Genomic DNA, 13637 nt, shown 5'->3' with positions numbered 1-13637 from the left:
GCCAAGATGGTCGAGCAGTCGGTGCGCATCTACAACCATGAGCGGCCACATGCCGCCCTGAAATACAAAACGCCCGACGCGGTGCATCGGGCGTTCTAGCGTCTGGATACTGTCAACCTATTCCAGGACTTGACAGCGTCGTTCAGTGACGGCCGGTGCTGCCGAAGCCGCCCTCGCCGCGATCGCTTTCAGCGAAGTCGTCGACGATGTTGAACTGCGCCTGCACGACCGGCACGATCACGAGCTGTGCGAGCCGTTCGAACGGGTTCAGCACGAACTCGGTCTGGCCGCGGTTCCACGTCGAGACCATCAACTGGCCCTGGTAGTCGGAGTCGATCAGGCCGACGAGGTTGCCGAGCACGATCCCGTGCTTGTGGCCGAGGCCCGAGCGCGGCAGGATCAGCGCCGCATAGCCGGGGTCGGCGAGGTGGATCGCGAGGCCGGTCGGTACGAGCGTCGTTTCGCCCGGCTGCAGCGTGACCGGCGCGTCGAGGCACGCGCGCAGGTCGAGGCCCGCGCTGCCGGTGGTCGCGTAGGCGGGCAGGTAGTCGCGCATGCGCGCGTCGAGAATCTTCAGGTCGAGTTTCATGCGGTCGTCGAATCGGTCGGGAAGGGCGCGGCGGCGAGGGCCGCCGCGCGGGGATCAGATCAGGCGGTTGTCGGGCAGGCGCTTCGCGATTTCCGCGACGAGCACATGCGCGAGTTCGTCCTTCGGTGCGCGCGGCAGGCGCGTGAGGCCGGCGGCTTCGAACAGCACGACTTCGTTGTCGTCGCGGCCGAACGTCAGCGGGCCGAGGTTGCCGACCAGCAGCGGCACGTTCTTGCGCTTGCGCTTCTCGTCGCCGTGCACGTCGAGGTCGCCGCTTTCGGCCGCGAACCCGACGCAGAACGGCGGATCGGGCAGCGCCGCGACCGACGCGAGGATGTCGGGGTTCTCGACGAACGCGAGCGCCGGCATCTTGCGGTCGGCTGTCTTCTTCATCTTGTGCTCGGCCGGCTGGTCGACGCGCCAGTCGGCGACCGCGGCCACCGCGATGAAGATGTCGGCATCGGCGACCGCTTGCATCACCGCGTCGTACATCTGCTGTGCGGTCTGCACGTCCTGGCGGGTCACGCCCCACGGCGTGTCGAGCGCGACCGGCCCCGCGACGAGATGCACGTCGGCGCCGGCCTGCTGCGCGGCGCGCGCGAGCGCGAAGCCCATCTTGCCGCTCGAGCGGTTCGTGAGGCCGCGCACCGGGTCGAGCGGTTCGAACGTCGGCCCGGCGGTGATCAGCACGCGCCGGTGCGCGAGCACCTTCGGCGCGAAGTGCGCGACGATCGCTTCATAAATCGCGTCGGGTTCGAGCATGCGGCCGTCGCCGACTTCGCCGCACGCCTGCGCACCCGAATCCGGGCCGAGCACCGACACGCCGTCCGCGCGCAGTTGCGCGACGTTGCGCTGCGTGGCCGGGTTTTGCCACATCTGGCGGTTCATCGCGGGAACGACGAGCAGCGGACAGTCGCGCGCGACGCACAGCGTCGACAGCAGGTCGTCCGCGAATCCGTGCGCGAGCTTCGCGAGGAAATCCGTCGACGCGGGCGCGATCACGATCGCGTCGGCTTCGCGCGACAGGTCGATGTGCGCCATGTTGTTGTCGATGCGCGCGTCCCACTGGCTCGTATAGACGGGCCGGCCCGACAGCGCCTGCATCGTGACGGGCGTGATGAACTGCGTGGCGGCTTCGGTCATCGCGACCTGCACGGTCGCGCCGGCCTTCGTGAGCAGCCGCGTGAGCTCGGCGATCTTGTAGCAGGCGATGCCGCCCGTCAGGCCGAGAACGAGGTGTTTTCCTGCGAGTTCTGCGTGTGCCAACTCAGGCCTCCAAGGGTCAAACGGGACGGCCGGCGCGAGGCCGGCCGTCGACGCCGAGTATGCGCGCTTAGCGCGAGCCGCGCACGCGACGCAGTTCGTCGTAGATCAGCAGCACCGCGCCGACCGTGATCGCGGAATCGGCGAGGTTGAACGCCGGGAAGTGCCAGGCGCCGAGGTGGAAATCGAGGAAGTCGATCACGTGACCGTAGACGAGCCGGTCGATCACGTTGCCGAGTGCGCCGCCGAGGATCAGCGCGAGCGACAGGCTGAACAGCCGCTGGTGGCCGTGGCGCTTCAGCAGGAAGCAGATCACGAGCGTCGCGCCGATCCCGAGCGCAGTGAACGCCCAGCGCTGCCAGCCGCCTGCGGTCGACAGGAAGCCGAACGCGGCGCCGCGGTTGTACACCAGCACGAGGTTGAAGAACGACGTCAGCGCATGCTGCGCGCCGTACGCGAACGTTTTCAGGATCGCGATCTTCGACAGTTGATCGAACAGGATTACGATCAGCGAAATGCCGAGCCAGGGCGCAAGCGCGCCGCTGGCCGGTTTCGACAGGGTTTTCGCCATAGTTAAGCAGCGCTCCGGATTTCGCCGTTTTCAAAGAGGTTCGAGAAGCAGCGGCCGCACAGCGTCGGATGATCGGCGTGCGCGCCGACATCTTCGCGGTAGTGCCAGCAGCGTTCGCACTTCTGGTACTTCGACGCGGCCACGTCGACGCTTTCCTGCGCTTCGTCGTCGACCTTGACGACCGTCGCGGCCGACGTGATCAGCACGAACTTCAGGTCTTCGCCGAGGCTCGTGAGCGCGTCGTAGCGCGCGCCGCTTGCGTGCACGGTCACTTCGGCCTGCAGCGACGAACCGATGCGGTTCGCGGTGCGCGCTTCCTCGAGCGCCTTCGTCACGTTGCCGCGGACGTCACGCAGCAGCGCCCACTTCTCGATCAGCGCGGCCGAGCCGGCGACTTCCGGATACGCGTAGTAGGTTTCCGTGAAGATCGTGTCGCTGGCCGGCTGGAACACCTTCCATGCTTCTTCCGCGGTGAACGACAGGAACGGCGCGAGCACGCGCAGCAGGCCGTGCGTCAGGTGGTACAGCGCCGTCTGCGCGGAGCGGCGTGCGCGCGAATCGGCCGCGCTCGTGTACAGGCGATCCTTCAGCACGTCAAGGTAGAAGCCGCCGAGATCCTCCGAGCAGTACGTCTGCAGCTTCGCGACGACCGGGTGGAATTCGTACTTCTCGTAATGGCCGAGCAGTTCCGTCTGCAGTTGCGCCGAGAACGCGACCGCATAGCGGTCGATCTCGAGCCATTCGTCGGCCGGCACCGCGTGCTGCGCGTAGTCGAAGTCCGACAGGTTCGCGAGCAGGAAGCGCAGCGTGTTGCGGATGCGGCGATAGCCTTCGGTCACGCGCTTCAGGATTTCCTCGGAGATCGCGAGCTCGCCCGAATAGTCGGTCGACGCGATCCACAGGCGGATGATTTCCGCGCCGAGGCGGTTCGCGACTTCATGCGGGTCGACGCCGTTGCCGAGCGACTTGCTCATCTTGCGGCCTTCGCCGTCGACCGTGAAGCCGTGCGTGAGCAGGCCCTTGTACGGTGCGCGGCCGTCGATCATCGACGCGGTCAGCAGCGACGAGTGGAACCAGCCGCGATGCTGGTCCGAGCCTTCGAGGTACAGGTCGGCCGGGAACTGCAGTTGATCCTTGTGCGAGCCGCGCAGCACGTGCCAGTGCGTCGTGCCCGAGTCGAACCACACGTCGAGCGTGTCGCGGTTCTTTTCGTACAGGTTCGCGTCGTCGCCGATCAGCTCGCGCGGATCGAGCGTCTGCCACGCCTCGATGCCCGACTGCTCGACGCGCTTCGCGACTTCCTCGAGCAGCTCGAGCGTGCGCGGGTGCAGCTCGCCGGTTTCCTTGTGCACGAAGAACGCCATCGGCACGCCCCACTGGCGCTGGCGCGACAGCGTCCAGTCGGGACGGTTCGCGATCATGCTGAACAGGCGCTGCTTGCCCCACGACGGGTAGAACGCGGTCGCGTCGACGCCTTCGAGCGCCGTTTCGCGCAGCGTCTTGCCGCCGGCGCGCGGCGTGACGTCCATGCCGGCGAACCACTGCGACGTCGCGCGATAGATGATCGGCGTCTTGTGGCGCCAGCAGTGCATGTAGCTGTGCGTGTACTTCTCGCTGCGCAGCAGCGAGCCGGCCGCGTTCAGCGCGTCGACGATCTTCGGGTTCGCATCCCAGATCGACAGGCCGCCGAACAGCGGCAGCGATTCGATATAGCGGCCGTCGCCCATCACCGGGTTGATGAAGTCCGAATCGGTCATCCCGTGCGCCTTGCAGGACATGAAGTCCTCGATGCCGTACGCGGGCGACGAGTGCACGACGCCGGTACCCGTGTCGGTCGTCACATAGTCGCCGAGGTAGACGGGCGCGGTGCGCTTGTAGCCGGGGTGGGCCGGTGCGAGCGGGTGGTGGAAGCGCAGGTTCGCGAGCTTCACGCCCGGCGTGGTCGCGACGACGCGGCCCGTCAGCTTGAATTCCTCCATGCATGCGGCGACGCGTTCTTCCGCGATGATCAGCAGCCCGCGCTCGGTGTCGACCAGCGCGTAGACGATTTCCGGATGGAGGTTCAGCGCCTGGTTCGCGGGAATCGTCCACGGCGTGGTGGTCCAGATCACGATGCCGCCTTCGGCGCGCGGCAGTGCCGGCAGGCCGAACGCCTGCGCGGTCTTTTCCGGTTCCGCGAACGCGAACATCACGTCGATCGTCGGATCGGTGCGGTCCTTGTACTCGACTTCCGCTTCGGCGAGCGCCGAGCCGCAGTCGAAGCACCAGTTCACCGGCTTCAGCCCGCGATACACATAACCCTTCTCGATGATCTTGCCGAGCGCGCGGATCTCTTCCGCCTCGTTGACGAAGTTCATCGTCTTGTACGGGTTGGCCCAGTCGCCGAGCACGCCGAGGCGCTTGAAGCCGACCTTCTGCTTCTCGATCTGCTCGGTCGCGTATGCGCGCGCCTTGCTCATCACTTCGGCCGCCGGCAGCGACTTGCCGAACTGCTTCTCGATCTGGATCTCGATCGGCATCCCGTGGCAATCCCAGCCCGGCACGTACGGCGCGTCGAAGCCGGCCATGTTGCGCGACTTGACGACGATGTCCTTCAGGATCTTGTTGACGGCGTGGCCGAGGTGGATGTCGCCGTTCGCATACGGCGGGCCGTCGTGCAGGATGAACTTCGGCCGGCCCTTGCTGGCCGCGCGGATCTTGTCGTAGATGCCGCGCGCTTCCCATTCCTTGACCCACTGCGGCTCGCGCTTGGGCAGGTCGCCGCGCATCGGGAACGGCGTGTCGAGCAGGTTGACCGGATACTTGGCCTGCGGTTTCGAATCGGCTTTCTTGTTGCTCATGATGGGATCGCTATCAAATCGGGGGACGCTCGTGCGTCGTGAATCGGGTATGCGCGCGACGGTGCGGCGCGTGGGTGCGGCGCGCAGGCGCCGCCGTCCGGATCAGCTAATTCGGTCGGTTGCCGACGTCGAGAAGCCCGTTGCGCGGCTGCCCGGCGCACGATCGCGCTCGATGAAGTACGCACGCGCATTCGCGACATCCAGTGCGATCGCGCGCGACAGCGCCTCGAGATCGTCGAATTTCGCTTCGTCGCGCAGCTTCTTCAGGAATTCGACGCGGATGAGCTTGCCGTACGCATCGCCGTGCCAGTCGAGCAGATGGACTTCGAGCAGCACGCGGCCCGAATCGTCGACGGTCGGACGCAGGCCGAGGCTCGCGACGCCCGGCAGCGGGTCGGGGCCGAGGCCGTGCACCTGCACGACGAAGATGCCTGCGAGCGCCGGCCGCTTGTGCGCGATCGGCAGGTTCAGCGTCGGGAAGCCGAGGTCGCGGCCGAGCTTCAGCCCGTGCGCGACGTGGCCGCTGATCGCATAACCGTGGCCGAGCGCCTGCGCGGCCGCGTCGAGATCGCCGGCCGCGAGCGCGGCGCGCACGCCCGAGCTCGAGATGCGCGTGCCGTCGCTGCCGGCCACCGTGCCCATCTGCTCGACTTCGAAGCCGTATTGCTCGCCGGCCGCCTTCAGCGTGTCGAAGGTGCCCGCGCGCTTCGCGCCGTAGCAGAAATCGTCGCCGACCATCATCCAGCGCGTGTGCAGCCCGTTCACCAGCGTGCGCTCGACGAACGCCTGCGGCGACTGGCTCGCGAACGTGTGATTGAAGTGCTCGACGACCACGCGGTCGACGCCGTGCTCGCGCAGCGCCTCGAGCTTGTCGCGCAGCATCGCGATGCGCGGCGGCGCGCCGGCCGGGTTGAAGAATTCGCGCGGGTGCGGCTCGAAAGTCATCACGCACACGGGCAGGCCGCGCGCGTCCGCTGCCGCGCGCACGCGCGCGAGCAGGGCCTGGTGGCCGCGATGGACACCGTCGAAGTTGCCGATCGTCAGCGCGCACGGGGCGCGGCTCTCGGCGTTGGGCAGGCCGCGGAAGACTTTCACGATAGCGGATGCAGCGTCGGGGAATGGGCGGTGGGATGCCGCAAAGCAGAAGATTATAAACGTTCGGGCGGGCCGGCGGCCGAGAAGGCGGGAAACGCGGGGGCGAATGGTAAAATTCGCGGATGAAAAAACTCGTGATCCTGATTTCCGGTCGCGGCAGCAACATGGAGGCCATTGTCCGCGCGTGCGCGCAGGAACGCTGGCCGGCCGAGGTTGCTGCCGTGATCGCCAACCGGCCCGATGCGGCCGGCCTGGCTTTTGCCGCGTCGCACGGGGTGGCGACCGCGGTGGTCGACCACCGGTCGTTCGACGGCCGCGACAGCTTCGACGCGGCGCTCGCCGCCGAGATCGACCGCTTTGCCCCCGATCTCGTGATCCTCGCGGGCTTCATGCGCATCCTCACGCCGGCATTCGTCAGACGATACGAAGGCCGGCTGCTGAACATTCACCCGTCGCTGCTGCCGAGCTTCAAGGGCATCCACACGCACCAGCAGGCGCTGGACGCGGGTGTCGCGCTGCACGGCGCGAGCGTGCACTTCGTGATTCCCGAGCTCGACAGCGGCGCGATCGTCGCGCAGGGCGCGGTGCCCGTGCGCGCGGGCGACGACGCAGCCGCGCTCGCGCGGCGCGTGCTGACGGTCGAGCATGTGTTGTATCCGCGCGCGGTGCGCTGGTTCATCGAGGGGCGTTTGCGCCTCGAGAACGGCCGGGCAGTGGTGGCGCCGGAAGAGGCGCGTTGGATTTTCGCGGATCAACCGCATACCGAAACGAGTGAGGGCGTATGAAGCTGCACGGATTCCTGATCGGCCAGACCGAGACTTTGCTGGCCGAGGTGCTGAAGTTCGCCGGCCCCGCCGACGCGACGACGAGCCGGTTCTTCCGCGCGCACCCGAAGCTCGGGCATGCCGAGCGCGGCGTGATCGCCGAGGCCGTGTTCGCGGTGCTGCGCCGGAAGATGGAGTTTTCGCATCTCGCCGAGAGCGGCACGGGCACGCCCGCGCGGCGCCTCACGCTGCTCGGCCTGATGCAGACGGCCGGCCGCAATGCGCTGAAGCCGTTTTTGTCCGACACCGAGTCTGCATGGCTCGAGCACGTGTCGAAGATCGATCCCGCGAGCCTGCCGGTGCGCGTGCGCACGAACCTGCCGGACTGGATCCACCAGGCGCTGTCGGCACGTTTCGATGCCGAGGAACTCGCGCAGCTCGCGGCCGCGCTGAACTACCCGGCGCCGCTCGACCTGCGCGCCAACGCGCAGAAGGCGACCCGCGACCAGGTGATCGACGCGCTGCGCGCGAACGGCATCGATGCGGGTGCGACGCCGTTCGCGCCGTTCGGCGTGCGCGTGGTCGGCAAGCCGGCGCTGACGCGCCTGAAGCTGTTCGAGGAAGGCGAGATCGAGGTGCAGGACGAAGGCAGCCAGTTGCTGTGCTCGCTGGTCGCGCCGCGCCGCGGCGAGATGGTCGTCGATTTCTGCGCGGGCGCGGGCGGCAAGACGCTCGCGCTGGGCGCGATGATGCGCTCGACCGGGCGCCTCTATGCGTTCGACGTGTCGGAAAAGCGCCTTGCGAAGCTGAAGCCGCGCCTCGCGCGCAGCGGGCTGTCGAACGTGAACCCCGTGCTGATCGACAGCGAGCACGACGCGAAGATCAAGCGGCTCGCCGGCAAGATCGACCGCGTGCTGGTCGACGCGCCGTGCAGCGGCCTCGGCACGCTGCGCCGCAATCCGGACCTGAAGTGGCGCCAGACGCGCACGGCGATCGACGAGCTGGCGCCGAAGCAGGCGTCGATCCTCGCGAGCGCCGCGCGCCTCGTGAAGAAGGGCGGCCGGCTCGTCTACGCGACCTGCAGCGTGCTCGACGCCGAGAACGAGCGCATCGTCGAGCAGTTCCTGGCCGACCATCCCGAGTTCGTGCTGGTGCCCGCGCAGAAGGTGCTGGCCGACCAGCGCATCGAACTCGAGACGGGCGACTACCTGTCGTTGTGGCCGCACCGTCACGCGACCGACGGCTTCTTCGCCGCGGTGCTCGAGCGGCGCGCGCAGTAACGGCGGCACGGACGGACATGGAGAATCTGCAGAGCCGCCTGCTGTCGCACCGGCTGGCATCGGTGATTCGCGACTTTCACCAGCCGGTGATGATCTGGCAGGCGGCGATCCTCGTCGGCGCGCTGTGTTTCGCATGGGTGGCCGCACGCTTCGTGCACGGCCGGATCGATGCGCGCCGGCGGGCGGCCGGACGCGCGCCCGGTGCGGGTGCGCATAGCCTGAAACGCGCTTTGTTTCCGTTGTTCGGCGGCATCTTCGTGGGCGTCGCGCAGCTTGCGTTCGACCCGTTCATGTCGACGGCGCTGCTGTCGCTCGCGCTCGTGCCGTTGTTCGGCATCGGGCTGATCTACGTGCTGTTCTTCTTCGCGCGGCGCGTGTTCGCGCGCGATGGCCACACGCATGCTTGGCTGTCGATCGTCGAGAAGATCGTGTCGACCGTCGTGTGGGCCGCGATGGTGCTGACCGTGCTCGGCATCCAGCACGACGTGCTCGGCTGGCTCGACAGCGTGCAGTTCCGCGTCGCCAATGCGCACCTCACGCTGCTGTCGCTGATCTCCGGCGCGCTGTGGGTCTGCGTGACGCTGATGGTCGCGATGTGGCTTGGCTCGGTGCTCGAGGATCGCCTCACGCGCGCGAGCACGCTCGATGCGAACCTGAAGGTCGTGCTGTCGCGGGTCGGCCGCGCGCTGCTCGTGTTCGCGGCGATCCTGATCGGGCTGTCGCTCGTCGGCATCGACGTGACGGTGCTCGGCGTGTTCGGCGGCGCGGTCGGTGTCGGCCTCGGCTTCGGGCTGCAGAAGATCGCGAGCAACTACGTGTCGGGCTTCATCATCCTGCTCGACCGCTCGCTGCGGCTCGGCGACGCGATCAGCGTCGGCGGGCTGCAGGGCGTCGTCACGCAGATCCGCACGCGCTACACGGTCGTGCGCGGCCTCGACGGCAACGAGACGCTGATCCCGAACGAGAAGCTGATCACCGACGTCGTGCAGAACCAGTCGTCGTACCTGACGCGCGGTTATGCGAAGGTCGCGGTGCAGGTCGCGTACACGAGCGATGTCGAGCACGCGCTCGTGCTGCTCGCCGACGCCGCGAAGGACGTGCCGCGCGTGCTGGCGGAGCCTGCGCCGACCCCGTATCTGGTGAGCTTCGGCGCGGACGGGATCGACCTGGAGCTCGGCTTCTGGATCGAGGATTCGGCGAAAGGCACGTCGGGCGTGCGTTCGGCCGTGAACCGCAACATCTGGCGGCTGTTCGGCGAGCACGGGATTTCGATTCCGTTTCCGCAGCGCGAAGTGCGCGTCGTCGGGCTGCCGGACGGTTTTGCCGCCACTGGTGCGGCGGCGGGGCACGATCCGGCGGCCGGCGATCCGGCGGCCGGCAACGGTGCGGCGGACGGGCGCGCGCCGGCTGCATAGCGCGCGTCGGTCGTCAATCGTATCGATCCCGCGGTCGGAACCGGATCGCGGGCCTTTCCAAGTCCGCCCGTGGACTGTTCCGGTTGCGCCAGGGCAAGAAAATATTCATTTTTTACAAAGACTTGGAACGGTTGAAGTAAAATCCAAGTCTATTCGCGGTATGCTTTCATTTTTCTGACGCCTGCGCGAGCCGGCATCGCTCTCATCTCATCACAGGTAACTGCCTTGTTGAATTCCCTGCTCGATTTTCTTTCCCACGGGCTCCTGCATTTTTCGTGGTGGCAGGTCGCGCTGTTCGCGCTCGCCGTCACGCACGTCACGATCATCGGCGTGACGGTCTACCTGCACCGTTGCCAGGCGCACCGCGCACTGGAACTGCATCCGATCGCGAGCCACTTCTTCCGCCTCTGGCTGTGGATGACGACCGGCATGCTGACCGGCCAGTGGGCCGCGATTCACCGCAAGCACCATGCGAAGTGCGAGACCGAGGAAGATCCGCACAGCCCGCAGACGCGCGGCATCTGGAAGGTGTTCCTCGAAGGCGCCGAGCTGTATCGCGCGGAAGCGAAGAATGAAGAGACGATGCGCAAGTTCAGCCACGGCACGCCGAACGACTGGATCGAACGCAATATCTATTCGAAGTACCCGATCCTCGGCGTGAGCCTGATGATGGTGGTCGACGTCGCGCTGTTCGGCGTGCTCGGCCTGACCGTATGGGCCGTGCAGATGGTCTGGATTCCGTTCTGGGCGGCAGGCGTCGTCAACGGCTTCGGCCACTTCTGGGGCTACCGCAACTTCAACTCGGCCGACGCGAGCACGAACCTGTTCCCGTGGGGCATCGTGATCGGCGGCGAAGAGCTGCACAACAACCACCACACGTTCGCGACGTCGGCGAAGCTGTCGAACAAGTGGTACGAGTTCGACATCGGCTGGATGTACATCCGCATCATGTCGGCGTTCGGTCTCGCGAAGGTGAAGAAGGTCGCGCCGACGCCGCGCCTGAACAAGCCGAAGACGGTGCTGGACCAGGAAACGCTGCAGGCCGTGCTGTCGAACCGCTACGAAGTGATGGCGCGCTACGGCAAGGCCGTGAAGCGTGCGTACCGCCAGGAGCTCGCGCACCTGAAGGAGCTCGGTTCGAGCGAGAAGTACCAGTTGATGCGCGGCGCGCGCAAGTGGTTCCACAAGGACGCCGACGGTCTCGACGAGCCGCAGAAGAAGTTGCTGCCGGAAATCTTCGCGAACAGCCAGAAGCTGCATACGTACTTTCAGTTGCGCCAGGATCTCGCCGCGATCTGGGATCGTTCGACCGCGTCGCGCGAACAGCTTCTCGCGCAATTGCAGGATTGGTGCCATCGCGCGGAACAAAGCGGCATCAAGGCGCTGCAGGAATTCGCGACACGCCTGCGTCGCTACGCCTGATTCGAAATCGATTAGAATCTCAGGACGTCAAAAACCCCGCGTTGGCGGGGTTTTTTCATTTGGGCCGCCGGTTTTTGACGAAAGAGATCGGCAGGGCTCGAATTTGTATGAGGCTTGGGGCAGCGGCGCAATGGTGCCCCGGGGCGAGCGTAGAGGATGGGATCGGAGTAGTGTTGAAGCGCTGATTCTGGTTGACTGCGAAGCATGGGGTCCGAGTAAGCGCTAAAGCGCCAACTCGGACCGACCGCGAAGCATGGGATCAGAGTAAGCGCTAAAGCGCTAACTCTGATCGACAGGAGATATGGAGATGCAATCGACGATCAAACCCGTCGAGTACGACCGGCCCGTCGCAGCAGGGACCGTGTGCGGCGTGGGGCAGGCATGGGCCAAGGTGCCCGATGCGCCGTCCCCCGAGGAACGCGCTGCGCTGAAGGCGCGCATCAAGGCGCTGCTCGTGCGTGAAAAGGCCGCGCTGGTCGCGCACTACTACGTGGATGCCGAGCTGCAGGAACTCGCCGACGAAACCGGCGGCTGCGTTGCCGATTCGCTCGAAATGGCCCGCTTCGGCCGCGATCACGACGCGCAGACGCTGGTCGTCGCCGGCGTGCGCTTCATGGGCGAAACCGCGAAGATCCTGAGCCCGAACAAGCGGATCCTGATGCCCGATCTCGATGCGACCTGTTCGCTCGACCTCGGCTGCCCGGTCGATGAATTCTCGGCGTTCTGCGATGCGCATCCCGATCGTACCGTCGTCGTCTATGCGAACACCAGCGCGGCCGTGAAGGCCCGCGCGGACTGGATGGTCACGTCGTCGATCGGCCTCGAGATCGTGGCCGACCTGCACGCGCGCGGCGAGAAGATCATCTGGGCGCCCGATCGCCATCTCGGCAGTTATATCCAGAAGAAAACCGGCGCGGACATGCTGCTGTGGCAGGGCTCGTGCCTTGTCCACGACGAGTTCAAGGGCATCGAGCTCGACCTGCTGCGCGCCGAATATCCGGACGCGAAGGTGCTCGTCCATCCGGAATCGCCGGAAAGCGTCGTTGCGCAGGCCGATGTGGTCGGCTCGACGACGCAGCTGATCGATGCGGCCGTGAAGCTGGACGCGACGCGCTTCATCGTCGCGACCGATCTCGGCATCCTGCACAAGATGCAGCTCGCGGCGCCCGGCAAGACCTTCATCGCAGCGCCGACGGCCGGCAACAGTGCGACCTGCAAGAGCTGCGCGCACTGCCCGTGGATGGCGATGAACGGTCTTGCGAACCTCGCCGACGTGCTCGAACGCGGTCACAACGAGATCTTCGTCGATCCGGCGATCGGTGAGCGTGCGCGCCTGCCGATCGACCGGATGCTCGATTTCGCGGCCGCGCACAAGAAGCGCGTGCAGGCGAGCGGCGACCTGCAGCGCGACCAGCAACTGTTTGCGAACGTGGGGGCAGCATGACCGGTGCTGTATCCCCGCTTTACGATGTCGTTCGCGAGCAATACGGCGCGGCATTCGACGATGCGATCGCGCGCAACGTTGCCGATGCGATCGCGGAAGACGTCGGCACCGGCGACCAGACCGGGCGTCTCGTGCCGGCCGGCGGGCGTCGCCGTGCGCGCATCATCGTGCGCGAGGAAGCCGTGCTGTGCGGCGTGCCGTGGTTCGAGGCCGTGATCGGCAGGATCGATCCGGCGATCGCCGTGCATTGGCGCTATCGCGAAGGCGACCGGATGATGCCCGATTCGACCGTCTGCGAACTCGAAGGGCCGGCGCGCGCGCTGTTGACGGCCGAGCGCAACGGGCTGAACTTCCTGCAACTGCTGTCGGGTGTCGCGACCGCGACGCGCCGTTACGTCGACCGCGTCGAAGGCACGCGCGCGAAGATCCTCGATACGCGCAAGACGCTGCCGGGCCTGCGCCTCGCGCAGAAGTACGCGGTGCGCGTCGGCGGCGGCGAGAACCAGCGTCTCGCGCTGTACGACGGCATCCTGATCAAGGAGAACCACATCGCAGCGGCGGGTGGTGTCGGCGAGGCGCTCGACGCGGCGTTCGCGCTCGATTCGGGCGTGCCCGTGCAGGTCGAAGTCGAGACGCTCGCGCAGCTCGATACGGCGCTCGCGCATCGCGCGCAGTCGGTGCTGCTCGACAACTTCACGCTCGACATGATGCGTGAAGCGGTGCGCGTGGCGGCCGGCAAGGCCGTGCTCGAAGTGTCGGGCGGCGTCAATTTCGACACGGTCCGCGCGTTCGCGGAGACGGGCGTCGATCGTATCTCGATCGGCGCGCTGACGAAGGACGTGCGCGCGACGGATTATTCGATGCGGGTCGTCGACTGACCGAGCGTCATGTGATCAGACAAAAAGCCGTTGGCGCGCAAACGCCAGCGGCTTTTTTCCTGTGCGACCGCAGCCG

Annotated in this window: 12 protein-coding genes; 7 read left to right on the top strand and 5 right to left on the bottom strand. The window is 66.7% G+C overall.

Annotated features, from left to right (window positions below):
* Positions 1–99 (top strand): integrase core domain-containing protein (locus tag AC3WLY_RS21745; protein WP_492310802.1); only part of this gene is annotated, 99 nt, incomplete at its 5' end.
* 43 nt (positions 100–142) lie between these two features.
* On the opposite strand, the gene dut is transcribed toward AC3WLY_RS21745, so the two are convergent.
* From dut to AC3WLY_RS21720, 5 genes are all read right to left on the bottom strand, one after another.
* The gene (dut, locus tag AC3WLY_RS21740) at positions 143–589 is read right to left on the bottom strand and encodes a dUTP diphosphatase (protein WP_021160741.1); all 447 of its coding nucleotides are present in this window, start codon (positions 587–589) and stop codon (positions 143–145) included.
* 54 nt (positions 590–643) lie between these two features.
* On the bottom strand, positions 644–1855 hold the full coding sequence (gene coaBC, locus AC3WLY_RS21735; protein WP_175961883.1) for a bifunctional phosphopantothenoylcysteine decarboxylase/phosphopantothenate--cysteine ligase CoaBC: 1212 nt from the start codon (positions 1853–1855) through the stop codon (positions 644–646).
* Between the two features lie 67 nt (positions 1856–1922).
* Complete coding sequence (gene lspA, locus AC3WLY_RS21730; RefSeq protein WP_034178821.1) at positions 1923–2423, bottom strand: signal peptidase II; 501 nt, start codon at positions 2421–2423, stop codon at positions 1923–1925.
* A 2-nt stretch (positions 2424–2425) separates the two neighbouring features.
* Positions 2426–5263, bottom strand: coding sequence for an isoleucine--tRNA ligase (ileS, locus tag AC3WLY_RS21725; protein WP_492310837.1), 2838 nt, complete (start codon positions 5261–5263; stop codon positions 2426–2428).
* 102 nt (positions 5264–5365) lie between these two features.
* Positions 5366–6358, bottom strand: a complete 993-nt coding sequence (locus AC3WLY_RS21720; RefSeq protein ID WP_034178819.1) for a bifunctional riboflavin kinase/FAD synthetase — start codon at positions 6356–6358, stop codon at positions 5366–5368.
* Positions 6359–6480: 122 nt separating this feature from the next.
* Here AC3WLY_RS21720 and purN point away from each other — a divergent pair, with 122 nt between their 5' ends.
* The 6 genes from purN (at position 6481) to nadC (ending at position 13561) form a co-directional block, all read left to right on the top strand.
* Positions 6481–7143, top strand: a complete 663-nt coding sequence (gene purN, locus AC3WLY_RS21715) for a phosphoribosylglycinamide formyltransferase (RefSeq protein WP_492310836.1) — start codon at positions 6481–6483, stop codon at positions 7141–7143.
* Positions 7140–8402, top strand: coding sequence for an RsmB/NOP family class I SAM-dependent RNA methyltransferase (locus AC3WLY_RS21710; RefSeq protein WP_072444887.1), 1263 nt, complete (start codon positions 7140–7142; stop codon positions 8400–8402). The genes purN and AC3WLY_RS21710 overlap by 4 nt, the downstream gene beginning before the upstream one ends.
* A gap of 17 nt (positions 8403–8419) precedes the next feature.
* The gene (locus tag AC3WLY_RS21705; RefSeq protein WP_492310835.1) at positions 8420–9817 is read left to right on the top strand and encodes a mechanosensitive ion channel family protein; all 1398 of its coding nucleotides are present in this window, start codon (positions 8420–8422) and stop codon (positions 9815–9817) included.
* Between the two features lie 225 nt (positions 9818–10042).
* The gene (locus AC3WLY_RS21700) at positions 10043–11239 is read left to right on the top strand and encodes a DesA family fatty acid desaturase (RefSeq protein ID WP_310142080.1); all 1197 of its coding nucleotides are present in this window, start codon (positions 10043–10045) and stop codon (positions 11237–11239) included.
* Positions 11240–11546: 307 nt separating this feature from the next.
* On the top strand, positions 11547–12683 hold the full coding sequence (gene nadA / locus AC3WLY_RS21695; RefSeq protein ID WP_492310834.1) for a quinolinate synthase NadA: 1137 nt from the start codon (positions 11547–11549) through the stop codon (positions 12681–12683).
* The gene (gene nadC, locus AC3WLY_RS21690) at positions 12680–13561 is read left to right on the top strand and encodes a carboxylating nicotinate-nucleotide diphosphorylase (protein WP_492310833.1); all 882 of its coding nucleotides are present in this window, start codon (positions 12680–12682) and stop codon (positions 13559–13561) included. Before nadA ends, nadC begins: the two co-directional genes overlap by 4 nt.
* The last annotated feature ends 76 nt before the right edge of the window (positions 13562–13637 follow it).

This window comes from Burkholderia sp. FW306-1C-G01B, from assembly GCF_058781685.1.
Note: the sequence above shows the minus strand (reverse complement) of the source record. Positions and strands in the feature narration are given on the sequence as shown.

Bases quoted from the DNA above. Each gene is read 5' to 3' on its own strand.
- nadC (WP_492310833.1), top strand. From the start codon at position 12,680: ATGACCGGTGCTGTATCCCCGCTTTACGATGTCGTTCGCGAGCAATAC.
- lspA (WP_034178821.1), bottom strand. From the start codon at position 2,423: ATGGCGAAAACCCTGTCGAAACCGGCCAGCGGCGCGCTTGCGCCCTGG.
- nadA (WP_492310834.1), top strand. From the start codon at position 11,547: ATGCAATCGACGATCAAACCCGTCGAGTACGACCGGCCCGTCGCAGCA.
- purN (WP_492310836.1), top strand. From the start codon at position 6,481: ATGAAAAAACTCGTGATCCTGATTTCCGGTCGCGGCAGCAACATGGAG.
- ileS (WP_492310837.1), bottom strand. From the start codon at position 5,263: ATGAGCAACAAGAAAGCCGATTCGAAACCGCAGGCCAAGTATCCGGTC.
- dut (WP_021160741.1), bottom strand. From the start codon at position 589: ATGAAACTCGACCTGAAGATTCTCGACGCGCGCATGCGCGACTACCTG.
- AC3WLY_RS21710 (WP_072444887.1), top strand. From the start codon at position 7,140: ATGAAGCTGCACGGATTCCTGATCGGCCAGACCGAGACTTTGCTGGCC.
- AC3WLY_RS21705 (WP_492310835.1), top strand. From the start codon at position 8,420: ATGGAGAATCTGCAGAGCCGCCTGCTGTCGCACCGGCTGGCATCGGTG.